Below are 17,003 nucleotides of genomic sequence, written 5' to 3' on the forward strand. Positions count from 1 at the left end.
AACTCCTATGTTATGTAACGTGTTTTTGAAAGATCGTCATTGCGAGGAACGTAGTGACAAAGCAATCTCAGGACAACAAACCGAGATTGCCACGGCGTCTTTGACGCCTCGCAATGACGAGTTATTACTAACAGAAAAAGCCTTTGAATATGTCAAACAAAAATACGGTAGCAGTCTAAAAACGGTAGTAGAGCATTCAAAAACTACTATGCTTATATTTCTCTTAGTAATCATCGCAACGGCTTATTTATTCGGGAAAGTCCGTAAAGGCTTTATGCCTTGATTCCAATACGGGACAAATCTTAGTTTTTACCGAAGCCGCTCAAACTATTTCTTTTGATGCGATGGTAAAAGAACAACAGCAGGTAAGCGATGTATTACTAAAAATCCTAACATAGATTCATTTTTTTCAGCTGTAGGGGTTTCAGGTAGCAATTCTGCCGTCAATCAGGGTACGATTTTTATTAGCTTAAAACCTCGTAATCAAAGCATAGGTGCCGATGCCGTTATAGACCAGTTACGCTCAAAACTAAATCATCTAGTAGGTTTAAGGGTCTATATCCAAAACGTACCCACTATCACAATCGGAGGACAAGCAACCAAAAGCCAATATCAATATACTATACAAGGACTCGATCAAGATGAGCTATTTAGCTTTGCACCGAAATTAAAAGACAAGTTCACACGGCTGCCAGGTTTTATTGACGTAACGTCGGATTTACAAATAGCACAGCCACAAACTTTAGTGCAGATTGATAGATATAAAACTGCAAAACTCGGTATATCAGTTGAACAAATACAGAATATCTTATATGCAGCTTACGGTGCTGAGCAAATTTCAACATTATATACCCCAACAGCTCAATATGACGTTATTTTAGAGCTAGATCCAAAACATCAAACCGATTCGTCAATGTTATCTTTAGTCAATATTAACTCTGCAAACGGCAATTTAGTACCGCTAACGACACTTGCTAAAATTGTTAATAATGTCGGTCCGCTTAGTATTTCACATTTCGGACAATTACCTTCGGTTACGGTGTCATTTAACTTACAAGACGGCTACTCAATTAGTGATGCCGTTCCAAAAGTCAATGAAGCTATAAGAGAGTTACAAATGCCGACTACGATTACGGGAAGTTTCCAAGGAACGGCTCAAGCATTTCAGTCGTCTTTTTCCGATCTTGGCTTACTACTTGGACTTGCCGTTATAGTTATTTACATTATCCTTGGCATGTTATATGAGAGTTTTGTACATCCTATAACCATACTTTCAAGACTGCCTACAGCTATATTTGGAGTATTACTTACGTTGCTAATATTTAATAGCGAACTTGATAAGTACGGATTTGTTGGGCTTATGATGCTCATCGGTATCGTCAAGAAAAACGCTATTATGATTATTGATTTTGCTTTAGAACTTGAAAGAACCGGCAATAAATCTTCGCATGAAGCAATCTATGAAGCATGTATAATAAGATTCAGACCAATTATGATGACTACCTTAGCTGCATTAATGGGAGCATGCCTATTGCCCTTGGAGTCGGAGCAACGGGAGCAGAGAGAAGATCGCTAGGACTTGCCGTAGTCGGTGGTCTACTCACATCGCAATTACCTACTCTTTACATCACACCGATAATTTTTCTATATTTAGAAGCAGCTAAGAGATGGTTAAAAAATAGCAATTACAAAGCTGAAATTAGAAACTATCCGGAACTAAATTGGAAATCTTAATTTGTAATTATCTAGGTTCTTATTGAGTCTCTCTATATTTACATTAAAATAACTAAAAAAAAATTAATACTTGATACGCAATCAATATTTATCCTATTCTAAAAGATAGGAATAGCGAAGGAGATTGCAGTGTCAAATAATTCATATCTAGAAAATTGGGTAGAAACAATAAGTAACCTTAATAATAATTCATCTGAAGTAGAAACTTCACAATATAGTACTAATGATTGGATGTATCTGAGTTTCAATATTATCGGTGTAGCACTTATATTTGGACTTCCTATTGGATATGTCGCTTATAAATCAAGATGTTGTGGTATAGTAAAAACTATACAAGCATTAAAACGTTTGGGAAATGATGGAGGGGGGGGGGGGGGGGGGGGGGATAGCACGAGTATTAATTGTGAATAAAGATGTATTACTAATAGCAAATTACAAAAGTAATTTGCTATTAGTGTTATATCAAGCTTGTTCAGTATTCAGCGTCGTTTTCTCTTCTCCGGTAACCGTAATTTCATCACTATCATAATTAAATGTGTCCGTTATAGAAGGGGTAGACGGTACAGGCGATTTATTTGCTAACTCAGAAGACTTTTGATCTAAATAGTCTCTTACTTCGCGTTTACCAAGCAATTCCATAGCATCATCTTGATTACTTTTCTTTATATATTCCTTTGGAATATATTGTTCAATATAATCAAAATCAGATGCTTTTTGTAATAAGTATGGTGATAAAAATTTTAACGATTCTTTACCACTTTTTTTAGCCAATAAATAAGTAATACATATACTAGCATCGCTTAACTTGTTGCATAATTCTTTTGTTTGATCTGTAAGCTGTTGCTTTGCTGATTCAACAACTTTAATGCTTCTAATACCTGGTCTTTTGTTTCTGCTATCTCATAGGCTTTTTTAAGTTCTTTTATAACATCTAATGTCTTTGCTAACTCATTTATTTCAATAACAATAGGGTTTTTATAGAGGTAAGACTAGCAGTACTTGCTGAAAGTTTACTTTTCATAATATACCTATTAAATAGTAATAAATATATCACATGATATGTCATTCCTGCGGCAGCAGAAAGCTAAAAAAAAGTAAATTATTGTTATACCCTGGCTTGACTATTTCATCCCGTGGTCAAGCCACGGGATGAAAGCAAAGAAGTCTGGATTTCTGCGATCAACGAAATAATATATATTATATCGAACAAGCATTACTGCCGTTATCATCATCTTCACGGATAAATTTTTGCTTTACCTTAGAATTATTATTATACGGCTTACTATTTTTTACCGGTGGATAATTTACAGGCTCATAATTTGTAACGGGCGGTGCATAATTTTGGTTTACCGTAGCATTTGGACAAGTATATTTTGATATATCACGCTTAGTTTCTCTAAGCATTGCTTTTATCTGATTTAATTCCTCTTGCATCTTTTTTTCTTTATCGCTATCGTCTTTTCTAACCTTTTTATTTGCTCTACTTAAAGTCATATCATCATCGGATTCAGCGAAGCCGGCTTCTGCTTTTTGCCTTGCTATATCCCTTTTAATCATCTTAAGATACATTTCACGATTTCTCTTTACAGGATCGATTCTTTCTCCTCTTAAAGGACTATCATAGTCATCATCATCGTCGTTATCATCATCAAGATTATCTTCTACTATATTCTTTTTAGCCAAAGTAATATATTTATTATTATATACAGGTTTTCTCTTGCCGCCTTTAGCACCTTTACTATCAACCAATCTATTATTTGCGGATCTTTGAAAATAGCTTCTAAAATTATCTGTACAAGCTGAAAGTAAAAACATTCCTAAAAATAATATTATAATTTTTTTTAACATATATTTATATTCCAAAACTTTTATTAGACTTCCTGTATAACGTAGCTAATAAGGAGGAATTTGTAGGAGACACGGAACGCAGCACCGCAGCGTACGCTTTGGTATGTGAGGATACGAGTACCAGATCGACACACAAATTACCCTTAGAAGCAAGTTATGCAGGAAGTCTATTATGATTAATGCCACATAATAGCCAAACTTGCAAGAATAAAGAGCCGAACTGCTATGTACTTAATTAAATTATTGTTATTCTGAGGTATTTTTGGTCTTGTTGTATGTCTCCCACCCCATCATTGCGAGCGACTAAAAGGAGCGTGGCAATCTCAGGACTTTAGCACGAGATTGCTTCATCAAAACTTACAGTTTTTCCTCGCAATGACGGAAAACAAAACTCAAATCACCTCTTCTATTAGGTTACTTAATAGCTTATGCCCTTCTTTTCTTCTTTTTAATAAATTTTGTGAAGCATCCTCTAATATCTTAGGATTACTTATCAAATCGAGTATTTTATCTGCTAATTTTCCTGCAGAAATATTATTCTGCTCTAAACACCAGCCTGCTTTTTTATCTTCCAATAATTTTGCATTGTAGTATTGATGATTATCCGCAGCACTAGGCAGTGGAATAAAGATTGCCGGCAACCCTATATAGGTCAATTCTTCTATAGTAGATGCTCCTGCTCTTGAAATCACTAAATCGGCTTCTTTATATTGCAATGCCATATTCTCAAAAAATTCGGCAAATTCATAACTAATGTTTAATTTCGAGTATATATCTTTTATTTTTACTTGATCATCTAATGCTGCTTGCTGGATTATATTTAATTCAAGACCTGGCTGTTTTTGCATTAAAATTTGGATACTTGCAGGTATCAGCTCTGAAAATAACTTAGCTCCTTGACTACCGCCAAAGATGAATATAGTAAAGATATTATCAGTGGAAGGCTTGTCACCCCGTGGCTTGACCACGGGGTCCAGTGGTTTTATTAAAGACTTTTTGGACCCCGTGGTCAAGCCACGGGGTGACATTATATCCCTAATATTCTCTCTAACTACCCCACCGGTAACTACTATTTTACTTTTTGCAAATTCCGGTAAATTTTTTATTTTTTCATAAGAAATAGCTATCTTTTTAGTAAAGCTTACAAAAAATTTATTAACTTTTCCAAGGTAAGAATTCTGTTCATGAATTATAATCGGTACTCTTAAAAAAATTGCCGCAAACATTGGAGCTATAACAGGATAACCGCCAAATCCTATAATAGCTGAAGACCTGATATTATATAATAATCTAATAGCCTTTAAAACTGCAATTGATAACCTAGGTAAAAACAAGAAAATATTACCTGAGCGTTTTAAATCTAGGATATGAAAAATTACTTTCATATCCTGTTTTATATATTTTTTGCATCTTAAATCAGTAATAAAATGAACTTCATACCCACGTTTCACTAACTCTTCCCCAAGAGCGACTGCCGGAAAAAAATGTCCCCCAGTCCCTCCTGCTACCAAAATGATTTTTTTCATATTTCAATATTACGAATTTTGTACGAATTTAACGGCGTTCGGTGTCTTGTAAAACCAAGAAGCATACCGGTAGCGATAGCTATTGCAAGCGTTGAAGAACCACCGTAACTAATAAACGGCAATGTCATACCTTTAGTAGGAAGTAAATGTAAAGTCACACCCATATTAATTATTGCCTGAAGCCCTAATTGTGCAATTATACCGCTAGCAGCGAATTGTACAAATTTATCTGTTTCATTTAATAACTTAATAAGACTTCTTAATACTATAAAAGCAAATATACCTATAACAATCAGGCAAATAATAGCCCCAAACTCCTCACCAGCTACGGCAAAAATAAAGTCCGTATGGGAATCGGGTAGTAGCTGCTTTACTGCTCCCTCCCCTGGGCCGCGTCCATATAAACCGCCATGCTCAAAAGCTTTAAGAGACTTACTAACTTGATAATTCTCGCTACTATCGGGATCTAAAAATGAATTAATTCTTTGCGTTACGTGAGGTAACCAAAAATAAGCAACAGTTACTCCTATCATTCCTAAAAAACCCGCTAGAACAATCCAAAATATCGGCATACCTGCAATAAACAGCTGAATACCAAAAACTGCCGTAATCATTACAAGCATTCCAAAATCCGGCTGAATAATTAAGAGAATAGCAACAATAGAATAAAGTATTACACAAATCGTAAAACTTGGAAAATCATCATTAAATTTTAGCGATAATATCCAGCCCGTAACAACTGCAAAAAACGGTTTGATAAATTCCGAAGGTTGAATAGATAGACCTAGAATATTAATCCATCGCACTGCTCCTTTTACTTCATAGCCAAAAAATTTAACTGCTACTAATAAAACTATACTAGCAATAAACCCAACTATTGCAAAACGCCTTAACCATTTCTTATTAAGACATGAAAATAATAATATAAGCCCTGAAGCGGCAGCTAAATAAAATATTTGTCTAGATGCAAAATAACTTTCTTCAAGACCTATTCTACTTGCTACTGCTGAACCTGAGGTAGTAACAAGCATTAGACTAAAAGCAAATAAGATAATTAAAGAAATTATTATTTGCCTATCGGTACTCCGCCACCATAATTTTATAAAGTTATTAGATATTTCGTTATTCAAATTTTTCCTATTCTTTTATGGCTATATTGATGATGTTATTGCATGGATCGGAAAACACACTCGATGTCACCCCGTGGCTTGTCCACGGTATCCAGAAAAACAATAAAAAATACTAATATTATTAGTATTTTTAACTAGGCCCCGTGGTCAAGCCACAGGGTGACAGTATACTACACAATTTTATAAACAACTCTCCACGCTTTTCAAAATTTTTAAACTGATCATATGAACTACAACTAGGTGCTAACAAGATATTTTTTACCTCCGCATTATCACCTATTGCATCCTTATAAGCAAGATCGAAGGCTTGCTCAAGATCATCACATATTACAAAATCTACTATATTCTTAGCAGTATTTGCAAATATTTCTTTAGCTTGACCATAAAAATAAGCTTTCTTAATTTTACTGAAATAAGGCTTTATTTCCTCAATACCACCCTCTTTAGGGATTCCTCCAGCAAGCCAGTAAATATTATCTAGTGCTTTAATTGATTGCACGGCAGATATGGCATTTGTTGCTTTACTATCATTGTAAAAACTTATATTATTTATACTACCGATATATTGCATTCTATGAGGTAAACTTTGAAAACTACTTATAGACTCAATTATTTTTTTAGGTTCTACTCCTATTATTTTAGCTACTGCATAACTTGCGGCAATATTCTCATAATTGTGAAGTCCTTGCAAATTTTTATTAAACGATAATTTATAACTTATATCATTATCTTTATCTTTAATTTTATCATCAACTACCGAAATACCGTTTTCAAGAATTTTAGTAACAGAAAAAGGAATTAGTTTTATACGCTGCTCTTGCTGTAATAGCATAAAAATCTTACGACAATAATCATTATCGATATTAATTACTGCATAACTCTTTTTATCCATTCGATCAAAAATCTTAGATTTTGCTGCAATATAACCGGTCATGTCTTGATGTCTATCCAAATGGTCGGGAGTTATATTAAGAAGCACTGCTATTTTAGCTGTAAAGGTTTTTACTAGATCTAGCTGGAAAGAAGACAATTCAAGTACATACCCATCCTTACTTGCTTTAGCTTGCAAAGCAGAAACTCCAATATTACCGGCAACCGGATAGTCTAAACCGTTACTATTTAAGATATGGCTTATTAAAGCAGTAGTAGTACTTTTACCATTTGTACCAGTTACGGCGATAAAGTTTAAATTTCTTGATTTTTCAAATAATAAGTCTATATCGGAAGTGATTGAAATATTAAAATTTTTTGCAATCTTGACTATCTCATGCGTTAAAGGAATTCCAGGACTTAAGACAATTTTATCTAAATTTTGCCATCTTGAATCAGATAAAGCAGTAATAGCGGTTTTACTATATAATTCTTCAAATATATCTCTATTTGCTTTTAAATCATCATAAACAATTACATCATATTTATTTTGCAATTCCTCGTAAACCGATATACCGGTTTTACCAAGCCCAAAAACACCTATTTTCTGTTTTTTATGAGAATTCATGAGTAATTTATATGTCATTCCCGCGAAAGCGGGAATCTAGAAAAAATAACCTTAATATTGATACAAAATTTATATATGTGATAAAATAAACCTATAAAAAACTTGTTTTTTATAGGTTTTGCTGGATTCCCGCCTTCGCGGGAATGACATCGAAGTCTTTTTAAAAACTGTCCACTATAAACAAACCACGGGATGACATGACTCAGAACCTTAATCCATGTCCTGCATTAATGCTTGTTCACCTTCATTAAATTCACCTTGTCCTTTTATATTATTATAAGTTGGTTTACTATTCCCAGGATCAGGTAAATAATAATGAGGCGGAACTTCTAGTGCTTTAGCACGCTGTACTTGATACTCATTAGGTCCGGCTGTTGATATACCTACGGTTTCTTTTAACTTTTTACTACAAGCAGAAGTAATGAATAAAACAGTAAATAATAAAAAAATCTTTTTCACTTAAACACCTATAAATTAAAATTAAAATAGACTCCTTGCAAAATGAACTTCTAGAGGTAATTTGTAAATCCGGTATCGAATCCTCACGTAGGTCTTACTACGCTACGGTGCTGCGTTCCGTGTTTCCTTCAAATTCCTATCTATAAGTTTAATTTTGCAAGGAGTCTATTTTATCGTTACCACCCTTATCGGTATTACGAATTTTTTCAGCCATAGCTTCAATTTGAGCATTATCATAATTCCCTTTAGCCTTTTCTTCAATAACTTTTTTAGTACTATAATAATCTTCTATTAAGATAATTACTCCTATTGTAATAAAGCAATCAGCTAAATTAAATACGGGAAAGCTATAATTCTGATAATGAAAATGGATGAAGTCAAAAACTGCTCCTCTAAAAAATCTATCAATTAGATTACCAACAGATCCGCCGATTACAAAGCTATAACCGGCAAAGCTTCCGATCGTTTTTGAACGTATCATCAAATAATATAAATAACAGACAATAATCGTGTTCGTTATTAAGAAAATAGCATTGCTATATTGATAATATTCACGCATTAGACCAAAGCTAATACCGTAATTCCAAGTATAAACCATATTTAAGAAAGAAGTAACCTTAAGCATTAAGCCCGGCTTCCATCTCAAATTATCAATAAACCACCATTTACTTAACTGATCAATAATCACTAAGGTTATTATTATACGACTACTACGAGCGAATGTTAGATATAATTTTTTTAGGAGTAGGGACATAGATGTTTTGTGAATATTTTTGCGTGGATACCTAATCGTCATTGCAAGAAAATTACGAAGTAATTGACGAAGCAATCTCAGGAGTTTGTTATTATTTCATAAGATTGCCACGCAGCCTACGACTGCTCGCAATGACGACTATCCTACAATGAAACTGTGGCTGCTTTCTCTACTTGTAATTCCTTATCAAGCTTAACATTTAAAGTTTTTATTTCTTTTTTAAATTGTTTAAATTTCTCTAAATTTTTTCCGTTTAATTCTATACCTGGTGTTGTTTTAACTGACATAGGATTAACATGTTTGCCGTCAATTTTAACTTCATAATGTAAATGTGGACCTGTAGCTCTGCCGGTACTTCCGACATATGCGATGATTTGTCCTTGTTTTACGATACTTCCCACTTTTAAATTTTTTGCAAAATTTGAAGCATGAGCATAAGCAGTAGATAGCGTACCGCTATGTTTTACCTGAATAAATTTTCCATAACCCGACTTCCAACCTATTTCCGTTATAACTCCGTTTCCTGCGGAATATATAGGCGTACCGGTTGGAGCTGCAAAGTCAACTCCCTTATGCATTTTAGTATAACCGAGTATCGGATGCTTTCTATTACCGTAATGTGAAGAAACTTTTATAACTTTTAGCGGAGTTTTAAGTAAGCTTCTTTTTACGCTTTTACCATCTTCGGAAAAAAATGCATGATTATTTGCGTTATTGTCATGGGAATAACGATATATATTATATTTTTTCCCTGAAAGATTTAATGAAACATATAGAATTTTACCGTGGTGGGAAAATTTACCGTCTTCCGTTACGTATTTTTCCGTTATTACGGTTGCGGTATCACCGCTTTTTATTTGACGCTGGAAATCGATTTGATAAGCATAAGCATTAATCAGCTCTATTATACTATTATTCGATAAGCCCAGTTTTTTAAGGGCTGACATAAAATTTGATTCAATAATTACCGACGATTTGGCAACTTTTTTACTTAAAGGTACTACAATTTCTTCAACTTTAAAATTATCACCTTCTCTAATTACTTCAATAGTTTTTAGCTTATCGATAATTATAACGATTTTATTTAAGAATGTTACCTCTGAGGTTAAATCTTCATCTTCGTTTTCGTTTTCAGTAATTTTTGTTTCATATTCAAAAGTAATTTGCTGCCCTATTTTAAGAGCAGAAGATAATTTACCTTCTTTTACTAAACTTACAATTTTTTCTATTTCATTTTTAGGGATATTTTGTTCTATCAAAATTGACTTTATAGTATCGCCTTTTTTTACTACTACTTCTTTAAAGGAAATTGTTTCTTCTTCACTACTATCAGGTTGTACTAAAGTTATGGATAAAGTGTCGTTAACATAATTATTAACAGCAAAAGAGACAAAAATAACTAATGCTATAAATAATAATAAGGAGGCAGAGGTGAGGATTTTCCTGAGACGTGCACTAATAAACGATGATGGTAATATGCCATTAAAATCATAAGATAGTGCAGTATCATTCATTAAAATTGCTCTGAAGATATTTGAATCAATTTTTCATTACTAATAATAATATGAACTATATACGAACAAATTACAATAGAAAATTGTAAATTTTTTTTTATTTCTGTTTTATTAGTTTTTTATTGCTTAAAACTAAATTTTTTATATAAGTTAATTTTCGTTAACTTATATAGATGAAGATTATGCCTAGACTTTTCCTATTTTTATTAATTTTTATTAATCTTATGTCCTGCTCATCTAACCATAATGCTGTCAAATTACCCAAAATAGAATATTATGAGAATATTTCTTTAAATAAAAACTGTCCTATAAATAGTGAAATAGTTCTAGTAGGCGGTTGTTTTGATTTATTACATTACGGTCATATAGAATTTCTACGCAAAGCTAAAAAACACGGTAAATACTTAATCGTTGCTTTAGAGCCGGATGAAACAATTATTAAATATAAAAAACGTCAACCTATCCATAATCAATTACAACGAGCAAAAATTTTAAGTTCTTTCACATTTGTTGATAAAGTACTTATATTACCTAAACTAAAAGATTTTAATGATTACGCTCGGTTAGTGCAAAATATTTGTCCTTCTGTAATCGCTGTAACAAAGCACGATCCTCAGTTAATAAATAAGCAAATTCAAGCAAAAATAAATATAAATGCGAAAGTAATAGAAGTTATTGACTTACTGCAACATCCTAATATAGGCACACTTTCTAGCTCAAATATTATTAAAAATATGTAGTTTTTATAAAAATTTATCGATTTTTACTTTAATAAAACTGTATATACATTATATTAATATATAAATAATTTTATATGTGCTATGAAAAATATTATTAGACATCTTTCCAAACGAGGATTTAGAGAGGAATTTAAAGAAGACACTTCACCTCGAACCGCAACGTACACAAGCGTACGTGAGGATTCGAGTACCAGATCGACGTATAAATTACCTCTAGAAACGAAGTTTGGGAAGATGTCTATTACTTTAATTTGTTTTTTGATTGTTAGTAGTAGCTGCTTTGCTTCCGAGCCGTTACCTTGGCAAGTAACGTTCCAGCCGCCGGCAAGTCCGATTATGGAGGAATTACATCATTTTCATAATTTTCTGCTTTATATCTCAACAGCTATTGTTTTATTCGTTGCCGGATTACTTGGCTTTGTATGCATTAGATTTAATGCAAAAAATAATCCCGTACCGGCAAAATTTTCACATAATGTTTTAATAGAAATAATTTGGACTGTAATACCTATAATAATTTTAGTTATTATTGCAGTGCCGTCTTTTAGAATATTGCGTCATGCCGAAAAAATACCCGAAACGGATTTAACTATTAAAGTAGTAGGTTATCAATGGTATTGGCATTATATATATCCTGATCATGATAATTTAGAATTTGATAGCGTAATGATCTCTGATGAGAATTTAAAACCTGACCAAAAAAGATTATTAGATGTTGATAATCGAATTGTTATCCCTGAAAATGCTACCGTAAGGTTTCTCATTACCGCAGGTGACGTAATACATAGTTTTGCCGTTCCGTCGCTTGGGTTTAAAATAGATGCAGTGCCTGGAAGAATTAATGAAACGTGGACAAGAGCTGCCAAGAAAGGTGTATATTACGGGCAATGCTCCGAACTATGCGGTATCAATCACGGCTTCATGCCGATTGCTATAGAAGTAGTAAGCAAAGAGGATTTTGACAATTGGGTTGCAAATAAAAATAAGGTTGCCGAGAATAACGGGAATCAGAAATTGGTTGCTAATTAATTATATGATAATGAGTGAGGAAGAATATAGAAATCAACCGGATGTAATTGATCTACCTGAATAGGAAAAAACTTTTTATTATCTTATATATGTAGGGCATTATAAGGATTATGACGATGCACTAGACATTCTAACACAAAATTTAAGAAATCCGGAAGAATTAATACAAGTTACAGCAGTTGAAGCTATAGGTCGTTTGGTTGAAAGATTTTATAATATTAAAGAAGATTTAATATTGCCTTTATTGTTTGAAAATTTGAAAAGCACCAGTGAAAAAATTTTAAATGCAACTAATTTAACATTATTTAGCATTGTTATTTGTATACCAAGATTAGAAAGAAAAGTTTATTTAATATTTTAAAAATAATTTGAAATGTTTAAGCCATAAAAAATTAAAAATATTTATAGATAAAACATTAATAAATTCTTTAAAAAATGAGAAAGAAAAAATAGAGTTTATTTTAGGCTTTTGTCAAAATTCTTTAAATTACCAAGAAGCTTTAGAAATTTGCTTATACTTTCTTAAGAAAAATGAAAGTACAGAAATAAACAGTGCTGCTTTTGTTGGGCTTACTTATATAATAGCAAGATTTCAAAAAATGGAACTTAAAGCTATATTACCTTTTATCACAAAATATTTAAAACATTCTTCTATAGGTTCTGATTTATGGATGGATGCACGGATCTTTATTAGGGAACATTGTAACTATGATACCAAAATTACGCATACAAATAATTCCACTTTTGAAAAAATACTATTCTGTTCACTTAAAGACTCCGTCAATTATAGAGTATATAATGACTAAAAATAAATCAAAGAATCAAATAAAGCTTGAGAAAATGCTAAAATTATATGTAAATAACCTTAAGAGACAAAAAATTAAACTTAATGTTTCTAGTTTTTAAAAATCAACGTAAATTTTAAGAAATTAATTTAAATAAAAATTACAATTGCTATGCACTTACTTACAAATACAGAAGACCTAAACCACGATGACCACCATACCCCACACGGTTGGAGGCGGTGGCTTTTTTCTACTAATCACAAAGATATCGGCATTATGTATATCATATTTGCCGTTTTTGCCGGAATTGTCGGCGGTTTGTTCTCACTGCTTTTTAGGTTAGAACTTGCAATGCCCGGAGGCACTTTCTTAAATCATGATTTCCAGCTATATAACGTGCTTATCACGGCACATGCAGTTATTATGGTATTCTTTATGATTATGCCGGCTTTGTTCGGTGGCTTTGGTAACTATTTCGTACCTCTGTTAATAGGAGCTCCCGATATGGCATTTCCACGCCTTAACAATATCAGTTTTTGGCTACTAGTTCCTGCTTTCATCCTGCTTATGGGTTCGGCATTTGTTGACGACGGTCCTGGAACGGGCTGGACGCTCTACCCTCCTTTAAGTAATTTGAGCGGTCACCCGGGAGCAGCAGTCGATATGGCTATTTTCAGTTTACATTTAACCGGTCTATCGTCAATCCTCGGATCAATTAATTTAATTGTTACTATCTTTAATATGAGAGCTCCAGGGATGGGGCTTTTCAAAATGCCGTTATTCGTTTGGTCTATATTAGTAACTGCATTTTTAATAATTCTAGCTATGCCGGTACTTGGCGGAGCTATCACTATGCTACTTACCGATCGTAACTTTGGAACTAATTTCTTTAAACCGGACGGCGGTGGTGATCCCGTATTATTTCAGCATTTATTTTGGTTTTTCGGTCATCCTGAAGTATATATCGTAATACTTCCGGGCTTTGGTATAGTAAGTCAGGTTATTTCAACTTTTTCACGCAAACCTATATTTGGCTATCAAGGTATGGTCGGAGCTATGGTAATAATCGGTTTCGTCGGATTTATTGTATGGGCTCACCATATGTTTACTGTTGGGCTTTCTTATAATGCACTTATATATTTCACTGCCGGAACAATGATTATAGCAGTTCCGACGGGTATTAAAATATTTAGCTGGATAGCAACTATGTGGGGTGGCTCAATTACCTTCCCAACTCCTATGCTGTTCTCTATAGGGTTTATTATATTATTCACGATCGGCGGCGTAACCGGCATAATCCTATCAAATTCGGCACTTGATAGAGTTCTGCACGATACATATTATGTTGTTGCACATTTCCATTATACAATGTCGCTCGGTGCTTTATTTACAGCATTTGCAGGCTTTTATTATTGGTTCGGCAAAATATCCGGTAAACAATACCCGGAAATTTTAGGCAAAATCCATTTTTGGATTACCTTTATAGGCGTTAATTTAACTTTCTTCCCGCAGCATTTCTTAGGCCTTGCGGGCATGCCAAGAAGAATACCAGACTACCCTGAGGCTTTCGCCGGCTGGAATATGGTTTCGTCAATAGGAGCAGGTATCTCTATGTTTGCTGCTCTTTATTTTGTATTTATCGTTTTCTATACTTTAAAGTACAGCAAAAATTGTCCAAACAATCCTTGGGGAGAAGGAGCAGACACATTAGAATGGACACTTACCTCACCACCGCCATTCCATACTTTTGAAACACCACCACATATTGAGGGGTAATAGTGGCTTTGCTGCGTGGACACCAAGTCGTCATTGCGAGGATTTGCGTTAGCAACGACGCGGCAATCTCATAAGATAATATTAAAAGAAACTCCTGAGATTGCCACGCCAGCATAAATGCTGGCTCGCAATGACGGGACCTTTATGAACTGTCCGATACTATGAGGAATGACATAGCTGAAAGAAAAATAGTAAAACGATAATAAAATGCATAAAAAACCGATAATAGGTGTTACACCTGATTTAGCTCAAAATTGTGCAAAATATACTTACGCTGCTTTTCCATGGTACGCCTTGCGAAGAAACTATACCGATGCGATTATTGCAGCCGGTGGTGTACCGCTATTATTACCTTATCAAAGTGATACAATAAATCAGCTTTTGGAACTTGTTGACGGTGTTGTAATGCCAGGCGGTGATGAGGACATACATCCTAAATTTTATGAGCCGGAATACGCCGAAGATGTAGTAGTTTCCAATGAAGAACGTGATAATTTTGAGATATTAGTTTTAAAGAAAGCATTAGAGAAAGATATTCCGGTTTTAGGAATATGCCGAGGTATGCAGCTATTAAACGTCATTTTTAAGGGTACGCTTATTAAACATATTCCTGATTATATTGAAACTGTAATTAATCATACACAACCTTCGCCTAAAAACATAGTTTCGCATGCAATTAATATAGAAGCAAATACTAAACTTGTTAAAATGGCTAATAATCAGCTACAAACTATGGTTAATTCGACTCACCACCAGGCTGTTAAACAACTTGGTAACGATCTTATCGTATCTGCAAAAGCAGAAGACGGTATCATTGAAGCCATTGAATCAACTAAACATAAATTTGTTATCGGCGTTCAATGGCATCCTGAATATCTTAACGATAATGGAGTAGATTTAGAATTATTTAAAGAACTCGTAAAAGCTAGTACAGTATAACCGCCTAGCTTTTTACTTTAACTAAAACTCCATTCTATACCTATCTCGCCTAAAACTTTTTCAGCCTTATCAATATCAGACTTAAGAGTCTGATAGTTGTTATCATATTCTTCAAATACAGAGGCAATAGGAGAAATATTTAAAAAGTCTTTTACCTCCTTACATAATAAAGTAATATTTTTAACATTTTCTACCTCAGAACTATGTAAGCTTTCTTTCATTTTATCTGTTAATAGAGGTAATTTATCTACTAAATTTTGTTTGTCTAATGTTATATCTAAATCTGCTATTTCTAAACTTTTTAAATATTTCTGCCCATCTAAAATAACATGCAAACAAGCTCCCACTGTCGATTTAGCTTTTATATAATGATTATTTAAAATATCTTTTATTTTAGAAAGCTTTACTTCATCATTTGCAGTTTTTAATAATACTAAATTCGGTACTAGAGCATCTTGGTTATTTTTATAATACGCAATAGAATTTTCAATGATATTCAGGAACTTGAAATGTACTTGAAGCAGTAAAGAATTTCAAATTATTCTCTAGTAACTTCTTATCATTTTTATTAATTTCTTCTTCTTTTTTATTATCAATGGATCTTAAAAACACATTTTTAGGTAATATATTTTCAAGATTTGGATTTAATAATTTTTCAATTTCATTAGTTAATAGATCTACATTATCTTCGAAATTTTTTCCCCAATCTAAAAACTTAGATACTAATTTATCCTCAAATTTAATTATTTTCCTTATTTTATCACTAAAAGTATCTAATATTTTCTTAAGTTTTACATTCTTCTACTAAGTATTTTTTAAAATTATTGTAAATATCATAATTGCTATTATTAAAACTAATAACCTTTAATAAAGCTTCTGCTTCTGAGTCTTTAGATATTTCAAGCTTTTCATTATTTGCTACTAAAAAGCAAAATCTTTTTAATACTAAATCTTTTACAGTTACTATATCTTCATCTTTATAACTTAATAATTCCGATGGGTTATGTGCCAAAATAGATAATATCTTAATACTTTTAATAATTTGTAATATTTTTTCTTTAGTAGATTCTAACATTGCAACACCGTGAAACACAGGTGGAGTAGAACCTATGTCCTTTAAGGATATTAAAGAATTAATAAAAGACTTGTACTTATATAAACTAATTCCACTAACTATATATAATAATTCAGTAATTGGTGCATATACTTCCTCATTTAAAATAGTAATATGAGAATCATTAGGTAGCAAATATAAATCGTTATTAAAAATT

The 17,003-nt window shown here is 32.8% G+C and carries 17 protein-coding genes and 2 pseudogenes; 8 read left to right on the plus strand and 11 right to left on the minus strand.

Features of this window, described 5'->3' with window-relative positions:
• Window positions 1-1,734: pseudogene (locus D6968_RS06055) on the plus strand (efflux RND transporter permease subunit); the annotation flags it as partial.
• A gap of 129 nt (window positions 1,735-1,863) precedes the next feature.
• On the plus strand, window positions 1,864-2,145 hold the full coding sequence (locus D6968_RS03990; RefSeq protein ID WP_121543555.1) for a hypothetical protein: 282 nt from the start codon (window positions 1,864-1,866) through the stop codon (window positions 2,143-2,145).
• A 51-nt stretch (window positions 2,146-2,196) separates the two neighbouring features.
• Here D6968_RS03990 and D6968_RS03995 read toward each other — a convergent pair whose 3' ends face one another.
• Both D6968_RS03995 and D6968_RS04000 read right to left on the minus strand, forming a co-directional pair.
• Window positions 2,197-2,505 (minus strand): hypothetical protein, encoded by a 309-nt coding sequence (locus D6968_RS03995; RefSeq protein WP_121543557.1) that lies wholly within the window; start codon window positions 2,503-2,505, stop codon window positions 2,197-2,199.
• A 426-nt stretch (window positions 2,506-2,931) separates the two neighbouring features.
• On the minus strand, window positions 2,932-3,582 hold the full coding sequence (locus tag D6968_RS04000; protein ID WP_121543559.1) for a hypothetical protein: 651 nt from the start codon (window positions 3,580-3,582) through the stop codon (window positions 2,932-2,934).
• An 8-nt stretch (window positions 3,583-3,590) separates the two neighbouring features.
• On the opposite strand from D6968_RS04000, the pseudogene D6968_RS04005 reads away from it, so the two are divergent.
• A pseudogene (locus D6968_RS04005) lies at window positions 3,591-3,755 on the plus strand (palindromic element RPE1 domain-containing protein); the annotation flags it as partial.
• Window positions 3,756-3,974: 219 nt separating this feature from the next.
• Here the strand turns inward: D6968_RS04005 and murG are convergent.
• From murG to D6968_RS04045, 6 genes are all read right to left on the minus strand, one after another.
• Window positions 3,975-5,108 (minus strand): undecaprenyldiphospho-muramoylpentapeptide beta-N-acetylglucosaminyltransferase, encoded by a 1,134-nt coding sequence (gene murG, locus D6968_RS04010; protein ID WP_121543561.1) that lies wholly within the window; start codon window positions 5,106-5,108, stop codon window positions 3,975-3,977.
• Entirely contained in the window at window positions 5,105-6,238 is a 1,134-nt protein-coding gene (gene ftsW, locus D6968_RS04015; RefSeq protein ID WP_121543563.1) for a putative lipid II flippase FtsW, read from the minus strand. The genes murG and ftsW overlap by 4 nt, the downstream gene beginning before the upstream one ends.
• A 130-nt stretch (window positions 6,239-6,368) precedes the next feature.
• Window positions 6,369-7,736 (minus strand): UDP-N-acetylmuramoyl-L-alanine--D-glutamate ligase, encoded by a 1,368-nt coding sequence (gene murD, locus D6968_RS04025; RefSeq protein ID WP_121543565.1) that lies wholly within the window; start codon window positions 7,734-7,736, stop codon window positions 6,369-6,371.
• A gap of 210 nt (window positions 7,737-7,946) precedes the next feature.
• A complete protein-coding gene (locus D6968_RS04030; protein WP_121543567.1) occupies window positions 7,947-8,195 on the minus strand; it encodes a DUF3035 domain-containing protein in 249 nt (82 codons plus the stop codon).
• A gap of 148 nt (window positions 8,196-8,343) precedes the next feature.
• The gene (gene lspA, locus D6968_RS04035) at window positions 8,344-8,949 is read right to left on the minus strand and encodes a signal peptidase II (RefSeq protein ID WP_045803839.1); all 606 of its coding nucleotides are present in this window, start codon (window positions 8,947-8,949) and stop codon (window positions 8,344-8,346) included.
• Between the two features lie 143 nt (window positions 8,950-9,092).
• A complete protein-coding gene (locus D6968_RS04045) occupies window positions 9,093-10,463 on the minus strand; it encodes a M23 family metallopeptidase (protein ID WP_121543571.1) in 1,371 nt (456 codons plus the stop codon).
• Window positions 10,464-10,687: 224 nt separating this feature from the next.
• On the opposite strand from D6968_RS04045, the gene D6968_RS04050 reads away from it, so the two are divergent.
• The 5 genes from D6968_RS04050 (at window position 10,688) to D6968_RS04070 (ending at window position 15,732) form a co-directional block, all read left to right on the plus strand.
• On the plus strand, window positions 10,688-11,203 hold the full coding sequence (locus tag D6968_RS04050) for an adenylyltransferase/cytidyltransferase family protein (protein ID WP_342767361.1): 516 nt from the start codon (window positions 10,688-10,690) through the stop codon (window positions 11,201-11,203).
• A gap of 81 nt (window positions 11,204-11,284) precedes the next feature.
• A complete protein-coding gene (coxB, locus tag D6968_RS04055; RefSeq protein WP_121543573.1) occupies window positions 11,285-12,232 on the plus strand; it encodes a cytochrome c oxidase subunit II in 948 nt (315 codons plus the stop codon).
• 368 nt (window positions 12,233-12,600) lie between these two features.
• A complete protein-coding gene (locus D6968_RS06060) occupies window positions 12,601-13,038 on the plus strand; it encodes a hypothetical protein (protein ID WP_245969312.1) in 438 nt (145 codons plus the stop codon).
• A gap of 150 nt (window positions 13,039-13,188) precedes the next feature.
• Window positions 13,189-14,793, plus strand: a complete 1,605-nt coding sequence (gene ctaD, locus D6968_RS04065; RefSeq protein ID WP_121543575.1) for a cytochrome c oxidase subunit I — start codon at window positions 13,189-13,191, stop codon at window positions 14,791-14,793.
• Window positions 14,794-15,000: 207 nt separating this feature from the next.
• Window positions 15,001-15,732 (plus strand): gamma-glutamyl-gamma-aminobutyrate hydrolase family protein, encoded by a 732-nt coding sequence (locus D6968_RS04070; RefSeq protein ID WP_121543577.1) that lies wholly within the window; start codon window positions 15,001-15,003, stop codon window positions 15,730-15,732.
• Window positions 15,733-15,749: 17 nt separating this feature from the next.
• On the opposite strand, the gene D6968_RS04075 is transcribed toward D6968_RS04070, so the two are convergent.
• From D6968_RS04075 to D6968_RS04080, 3 genes are all read right to left on the minus strand, one after another.
• The gene (locus D6968_RS04075) at window positions 15,750-16,067 is read right to left on the minus strand and encodes a hypothetical protein (RefSeq protein WP_141110528.1); all 318 of its coding nucleotides are present in this window, start codon (window positions 16,065-16,067) and stop codon (window positions 15,750-15,752) included.
• A 151-nt stretch (window positions 16,068-16,218) separates the two neighbouring features.
• A complete protein-coding gene (locus tag D6968_RS06290) occupies window positions 16,219-16,344 on the minus strand; it encodes a hypothetical protein (protein WP_281269447.1) in 126 nt (41 codons plus the stop codon).
• A 172-nt stretch (window positions 16,345-16,516) separates the two neighbouring features.
• Window positions 16,517-16,981 (minus strand): hypothetical protein, encoded by a 465-nt coding sequence (locus tag D6968_RS04080; protein ID WP_121543581.1) that lies wholly within the window; start codon window positions 16,979-16,981, stop codon window positions 16,517-16,519.
• Between the last annotated feature and the right edge of the window lie 22 nt (window positions 16,982-17,003).

The organism is Candidatus Rickettsia colombianensi (assembly GCF_003664375.1).
GTDB lineage: Bacteria > Pseudomonadota > Alphaproteobacteria > Rickettsiales > Rickettsiaceae > Rickettsia > Rickettsia tamurae.

Bases quoted from the DNA above. Each gene is read 5' to 3' on its own strand.
- D6968_RS04045 (WP_121543571.1), bottom strand. From the start codon at position 10,463: ATGAATGATACTGCACTATCTTATGATTTTAATGGCATATTACCATCA.
- ctaD (WP_121543575.1), top strand. From the start codon at position 13,189: ATGCACTTACTTACAAATACAGAAGACCTAAACCACGATGACCACCAT.
- D6968_RS04000 (WP_121543559.1), bottom strand. From the start codon at position 3,582: ATGTTAAAAAAAATTATAATATTATTTTTAGGAATGTTTTTACTTTCA.
- D6968_RS04070 (WP_121543577.1), top strand. From the start codon at position 15,001: ATGCATAAAAAACCGATAATAGGTGTTACACCTGATTTAGCTCAAAAT.
- lspA (WP_045803839.1), bottom strand. From the start codon at position 8,949: ATGTCCCTACTCCTAAAAAAATTATATCTAACATTCGCTCGTAGTAGT.
- D6968_RS04050 (WP_342767361.1), top strand. From the start codon at position 10,688: ATGTCCTGCTCATCTAACCATAATGCTGTCAAATTACCCAAAATAGAA.
- coxB (WP_121543573.1), top strand. From the start codon at position 11,285: ATGAAAAATATTATTAGACATCTTTCCAAACGAGGATTTAGAGAGGAA.
- murD (WP_121543565.1), bottom strand. From the start codon at position 7,736: ATGAATTCTCATAAAAAACAGAAAATAGGTGTTTTTGGGCTTGGTAAA.
- murG (WP_121543561.1), bottom strand. From the start codon at position 5,108: ATGAAAAAAATCATTTTGGTAGCAGGAGGGACTGGGGGACATTTTTTT.